This window comes from bacterium (genome assembly GCA_035549195.1).
Taxonomy (GTDB): Bacteria; Oederibacteriota; Muellerivitia; order Muellerivitales; family Muellerivitaceae; genus DASZRK01.
Map to the genome: position 1 here is coordinate 1 of DASZRK010000073.1, position 5,695 is coordinate 5,695.

The following is a 5,695-nucleotide window of genomic DNA, read 5'->3' on the forward strand; positions in this document are numbered from 1 at the left end:
GGTCCCAGGATCATTGGAGCTGATACCCACCATGGCGACACCCTTTGGGACATACTCTTTCCCGATCCGGGCGATCTCCGCTTGGACATGGATCACATAGGGACAATGTTTACAAAGGAAGATGACCAGCAGGAAAGGCGAATCCTTGAAGCTTTCGAAGGTCAGCCAACCGGATGTACGGACATCCTGGACCTTGAAGGCCGGCAAAGAAGTTCCGAGCGGGAGCATGGTGGATGCGGTCTGGGCCATCGGCGCCTCCGTTTCGATCAAACAGGTACCCTTGGTGAGTCGTCCGGGATTCGAACCCGGGACACCCACATTAAAAGTGTGGTGCTCTACCAACTGAGCTAACGACTCACCCAGGGGACCAGGGGTTTAAAAATACACTTCCATCACATGGAAAATCAAAAAAAAAGTTCGGAACAGCTTGGACGTCCCCGGCCCTTACCGGGGTTTTTGGAATATCTGGGCACGGTCGGGTCCGACCGAGACCCACGCAATGGGGACCTTGATCACTTTTTCGATCTCATCGAGGTAGCGGCGCGCTTCGGTCGGTAGGTCGGACAGCTTGGAGGCCTTGGAGAGGTCCCCTGACCATCCTTTGACGACCTTGTAAACAGGCCGGCAATCGGCCAGTTCGTAAAGGCCCGCCGGAAAATCCTCGACCTTTTTCTTGCCGATCCGGTAACCGACGCAAAGTGCGATCTCCTGCAGATAACTGAGGACGTCCATTTTGGTCAAAAGGATTCCGGTAAAACCGTTGACCCGACAAGCATAGCGAAGGGCAACGAGATCCAGCCAGCCACAACGGCGCGGACGACCGGTGGTGGCGCCGTATTCCCCACCCCTTTTCCGGATCCGTTCGCCAAAGGACTCCTCCATTTCGGTCGGGAAAGGACCCTCACCCACCCGGGTGGTATAGGCCTTCGCCACGCCATAGATCTGGTCCAACCATTGGGGGCCGATCCCCAAACCGGTACAAACACCACCTACGCTGGCGCTGGAGGAAGTGACGTAGGGATAGGTCCCGAAATCCACGTCCAAAAGCGTGCCTTGGGCACCTTCGGCCAATAGCGTCATCCCTTTGGAGAGTCTCTTTTCGAGATAGCTGGCCGTATCCACCACCATCGGCTTGATGACCGAAGCGACCTTCAGATATTGGTCAATGATCCGGTCCGCGCTTACCTTGGTTTGTCCATAAAAACGGGTCAAAAGGAAATTCTTTTCGGTCACGACCTCCCGGACCCTTTTGCGGAAATAGTCGGGGCGGAACAAGTCCACCACCCTCAAACCAATCCGCGCCATTTTGTCCATATAGGCGGGCCCGATCCCCCGGTGAGTGGTCCCGATCTTGCCGCTTCCCTTCTGGGTCTCCGAGGCGCCGTCCAAGGATCGATGGTAAGGCATCAGGAGCTGGGCCCGGTTGCTGATCACGAGCTTTTCCCGGACCGGAACCCCGGCGGAGACCAAGGACCGCATTTCTTCCAAAAGCCCGATCGGGTCCAGGACAACCCCGTTCCCGATAACGCATTTCTTGCCCGGATGAAGGATCCCCGATGGGATCTGGTGGAACACGTATTTTCGCCCATTGGTCACGACCGTGTGCCCGGCATTGCTCCCGCCCTGATAACGGGCCACGATGTTCACCCGCTCTGTCAGGACATCCACCATTTTAGCCTTGCCTTCATCGCCCCACTGGGCGCCGATGATGACCAGGTTCTGCTTTTTGGGAGGCCGGGCGGTTGTGGCGTTGAACTTGGAAGGATGGCGCATAGTCGGTGACCTTTGGTGGAAGTGGGCAAAAAAAAACCCCGCGGATGGCGGAGCGTTCTCTAGGGCCGCCCCATTGTAGGCTAGCGGCCATACCTTCACAAGTTGCCTTTTCAGTTCCCCTTAGTCGTGTTTGTCCTCATCCGGGACCAACCCTTCATGATGGGTCGTTTCAAGCTTTTGGATCAGGTTCTTGATGTCGTAATTGTTCGGGTCGAATTCTTCGGCCTTACGGGCCAAATAGAGGGCCGTTGACATGTGGTTGGCCTTGAACTCGGCCAGGCCTTGTTCATAGAACTTCTGGGCCGCCTCGGACATGGGCTGGGCGGTCACGGTCCACTCATTACAAGCGAATTTCTCCTGGTCACCCACCACTGAACGGATAAAAACATGGTAACGGACCCCGTTTTTAGCTCCCTTCAAGAGGCAATAACGCGTTTTCAAGAGGTCCTGTTTAGCCCGGTAGAACTCCGTCTCATCATCTCGGCGGATATAGACCAAAAACCCGGTCGCTTCGCTTCCATCAGGGATATCCCACTTCAAGTAGATCTTTTGGTCCCCCACCAGGGATTGGACCATATAGGGCTTGGGATCCGGCTTCCCATTTCCTTGGTCGAAAAAATAGCTTGCCCCGACGCGGTGACTGTTCCCCAAGTTATCGGGATGGTTCATGAATGCGTAATCGACCGACCAATCGGATGTTTTATAGCTGGCGCCTAGGCTGAACTCGCCCGGCAGGGTCAGGAAACTGATGAACCCGGCTCGAAGGCCGAACCGTCCATCGAAGAACCAGTGTTCAAGACCGCTCCGCAGTCGGATATTCTGATCGCTCAAGAGCGAGTCATCCGACAAGGTCCAGGGGACGTCAACGGCGATCAATGTCATCGGATCGATCTGGTAGGCCAGTCCGGCGGTCAGGATGGCCGGCACCGCTTGCTCCACTCCCGAATTATCGAATCGAAGGCTCGTGGAAATATCCGTAAGGACAAGACCGGCCTTGAACGTGGTGTTGTCCTTGAAAGACTGACGATAAAGAAGACCCACATCCACGCCAAAACCCTCGGCCAATCCATTCCCCGTACCAAGGTCGGAGAAAAAGAAATGGAAATTAGCCCCAAAGAGGAGCTTTTTCTCGGGGATAAAATCCAGGGGAATGGCCACGCTCCCCATCAAACTGTTCTCATCGCCACCCGGTATGTCCGTGTAAAAGAGAAGGTTCCCGCCAAGCCCAAGATGGATATCGTTCGAGAGGGGGTAATGACCGGAAATGAATAGGTTCCGGTCCTTGTCATTGAAATAGGAGCCATACATGGCCGTGACCTCGGGCTGGTCGATTTGGGCCAAACCCGCAGGGTTCCAATAAGCGGCGCTGGCGTCATCCGACACTGCGACGAAAGCCCCGCTGAGTCCCATGGCCCTTGCCCCGACGCCCAGGTCGCCGCCACGATAGAACAAGGCGAATGCCGGGGAATGATCACCGACAACGGAAAGGAAAAGGAGTAGGGCAAGGCAATGTTTGGTCTTCATGATCGGGTTGGACCCATCACTCCTTTCAGTGAGTGACCAGCACTTTGATGATCTTGACTTCCTTCTGTCCGGCGATCGGGTCCCGGCCATCCAGCACAACGAAATAGATACCCGAGCTCACGTATTGTCCGTCCTGATTACGAAGGTCCCAGGTAGCGGACCCGGCCGTGACCGTCAAAGGCCGGACCAATTCCCCGGCAACGGTGTAGATCTTTATGGTACTCGCTGGGTCCGCCGGGCTTCCAGCGAAAGAAGCAAGGATCTGCATCGTGTCCCCCGGATGGGCGAAGTTCGGCCTTGCCTCCAAAGACGCCAGCGCCCCGTGATAATTGAGGACCAGCACATCCCTTTCCAGGCGGACCACTTTCCCATCCGGGGTCGTTTCAAGCAAGACGACATGATAAAAGCTGTTGGGGACCCAGGCCCCCGCATCATCCTTCCCATCCCAGACAACCACCAGTTGTCCGTTCAACTCGATGGTCACCGAACCTCCCACGCCTTTGAGAACAGGTTGGAATGAGGACAGTTGCATGGAGAAGGCTGTTCCATTCGTGAAGACCTGGTTCCCGCAAAGGGCCCTGACCCTTTCCCCGCGTTCGTCGTAGATCTGCACCAATTGTTGGCCACAACTCCCGACAACTGTGGCCGTGGGTGTCGAGGTGATCGTATGGGTCGCGGTCACCGTCGGGGTATTGGTGGGGGTACCCGTGGCCGAGGGTGTATCCGTCATCGTCTCCGTGAAGGAAGGAGTAAAGGTCCCGGTATCCGTAGGGGTGAAGGAAACAGTAGCGGTCGGCGTGTCGGTCAATGTCTCCGTGGCAGTATCCGAAACGGTTGAAGTGACGGTGGAAGTTGGCGTGAAGCTCGGCGTGGCAGTATCGCTCGGAGTATAGGTCGGCGAGTCCGTCCCCGTATCCGTCAGTGTCGCAGTAGGCGTCATAGTAGCTGTGTCGGTAGATGTTCCCGTAGCCGAGGAAGTCGCGCTATTCGTGGCCGTCGAAGTAGGTGTCGCGGATGGAGGCGCGGTTGCTGTATCGGTCCATGTAAAGGTCGGCGTACTCGTCGCAGTCATCGTCGCCGTATCGGTGGCGGTGCTCGTCGGCGTGTCGGTCGCCGTAGGGGTCGCGCTATCCGTCGCCGTATCCGTGGCGCTATCGGTCGTGGTTGCCGTAGCCGTGTCCGTGGCCGTCGAAGTCGCCGTTTCGGTGGCCGTATCCGTTGCGGTCTCGGTGGCGGTATCGGTCGCCGTCGAAGTTGGGGAATCCGTCCCGGTGTTCGTTGCCGTACTGGTTGGGGTCGCGGTCGCGGTATTCGTCGCGGTGTCGACGAACGTATCCGTCGGAGTACTGGTCGCCGTTTCCGTTGCTGTAGCCGTCACCGTATCGGTAGCGGTGCTCGTCGGCGTGTTGGTCGCCGTCGGAGTCGTGCTATCCGTCGCCGTATCCGTGGCGCTATCGGTCGCCGTTGCCGTAGCCGTGTCCGTGGCCGTCGAAGTCGCCGTTTCAGTCGCCGTATCCGTTGCGGTCTCGGTGGCGGTATCGGTCGCCGTCGAAGTTGGGGAATCCGTCCCGGTGTTCGTCGCCGTACTGGTTGCGGTCCTGGTCGCGGTGTTCGTCGCAGTGTCGACGAACGTATCCGTTGGAGTACTGGTCGCGGTATCCGTAGCTGTGGCCGTCGCCGTATTAGTCGTTGTGTCGGAAGCCGTATTCGTCGCCGTATCGGTGGCGGTGCTCGTCGGCGTGTTGGTCGCCGTCGGGGTCGCGCTATCCGTCGCCGTATCCGTGGCCGTTTCCGTGGCGCTATCGGTCGCGGTTGCCGTAGCCGTGTCCGTAGTCGTTGAAGTGGCCGTTTCGGTGACCGTATCCGTTGCCGTGTCGGTAGCGGTATCGGTCGCCGTCGAAGTAGCAGTGTTCGTAGCCGTCGCCGTAGCTGTATTCGTGGCCGTGTTGCTGGCGGTACTGGTGGCCGTATTTGTGGCAGTGTTTGAGGCAGTATTCGTCGCCGTACTGGTCGCTGTGTTCGAAGCGGTGTTCGTCGCTGTATCACTAGCCGTATTGGTCGCTGTCGAGGTGGCGGTGTTGGTGGCGGTCGCCGTGGCTGTATTTGTAGCCGTGTTGCTGGCGGTAGTTGTTGCCGTGTTTGTGGCAGTGTTTGAGGCAGTATTCGTCGCAGTACCGGTTGCTGTATTCGAAGCGGTGTTCGTCGCTGTATTGCTGGCCGTATTGGTCGCTGTCGAGGTAGCAGAATTGGTGGCGGTCGCCGTGGCTGTATTTGTTGCCGTGTTGGTCGCTGTCAAAGTAGGAGTGTTCGTGGCAGTTGCCGTGGCCGTGTTGGTGGCAGTGTTTGAAGCAGTATTCGTCGCCGTACTGGTTGCTGTGTTCGAAGCGGTGTTCGTCGC

General features: G+C 57.6%; 4 protein-coding genes and 1 tRNA gene. All 5 read right to left on the minus strand.

The annotated features are described in order from the left end of the window. On the minus strand, window positions 1–249 hold a 249-nt coding region (locus VHE12_12470; GenBank protein HVZ81595.1), incomplete at its 3' end, for a redoxin domain-containing protein. A gap of 32 nt (window positions 250–281) precedes the next feature. Then, window positions 282–357 (minus strand) — tRNA-Lys (locus VHE12_12475). 87 nt (window positions 358–444) lie between these two features. Then, window positions 445–1,773, minus strand: coding sequence for an adenylosuccinate synthase (locus VHE12_12480; protein ID HVZ81596.1), 1,329 nt, complete (start codon window positions 1,771–1,773; stop codon window positions 445–447). Window positions 1,774–1,893: 120 nt separating this feature from the next. Continuing rightward, a complete protein-coding gene (locus tag VHE12_12485; GenBank protein HVZ81597.1) occupies window positions 1,894–3,297 on the minus strand; it encodes a PorV/PorQ family protein in 1,404 nt (467 codons plus the stop codon). A 25-nt stretch (window positions 3,298–3,322) separates the two neighbouring features. Further along, window positions 3,323–5,695 (minus strand): hypothetical protein (locus VHE12_12490; protein ID HVZ81598.1); only part of this gene is annotated, 2,373 nt, incomplete at its 5' end.

Bases quoted from the DNA above. Each gene is read 5' to 3' on its own strand.
- VHE12_12485 (HVZ81597.1), bottom strand. From the start codon at position 3,297: ATGAAGACCAAACATTGCCTTGCCCTACTCCTTTTCCTTTCCGTTGTC.
- VHE12_12480 (HVZ81596.1), bottom strand. From the start codon at position 1,773: ATGCGCCATCCTTCCAAGTTCAACGCCACAACCGCCCGGCCTCCCAAA.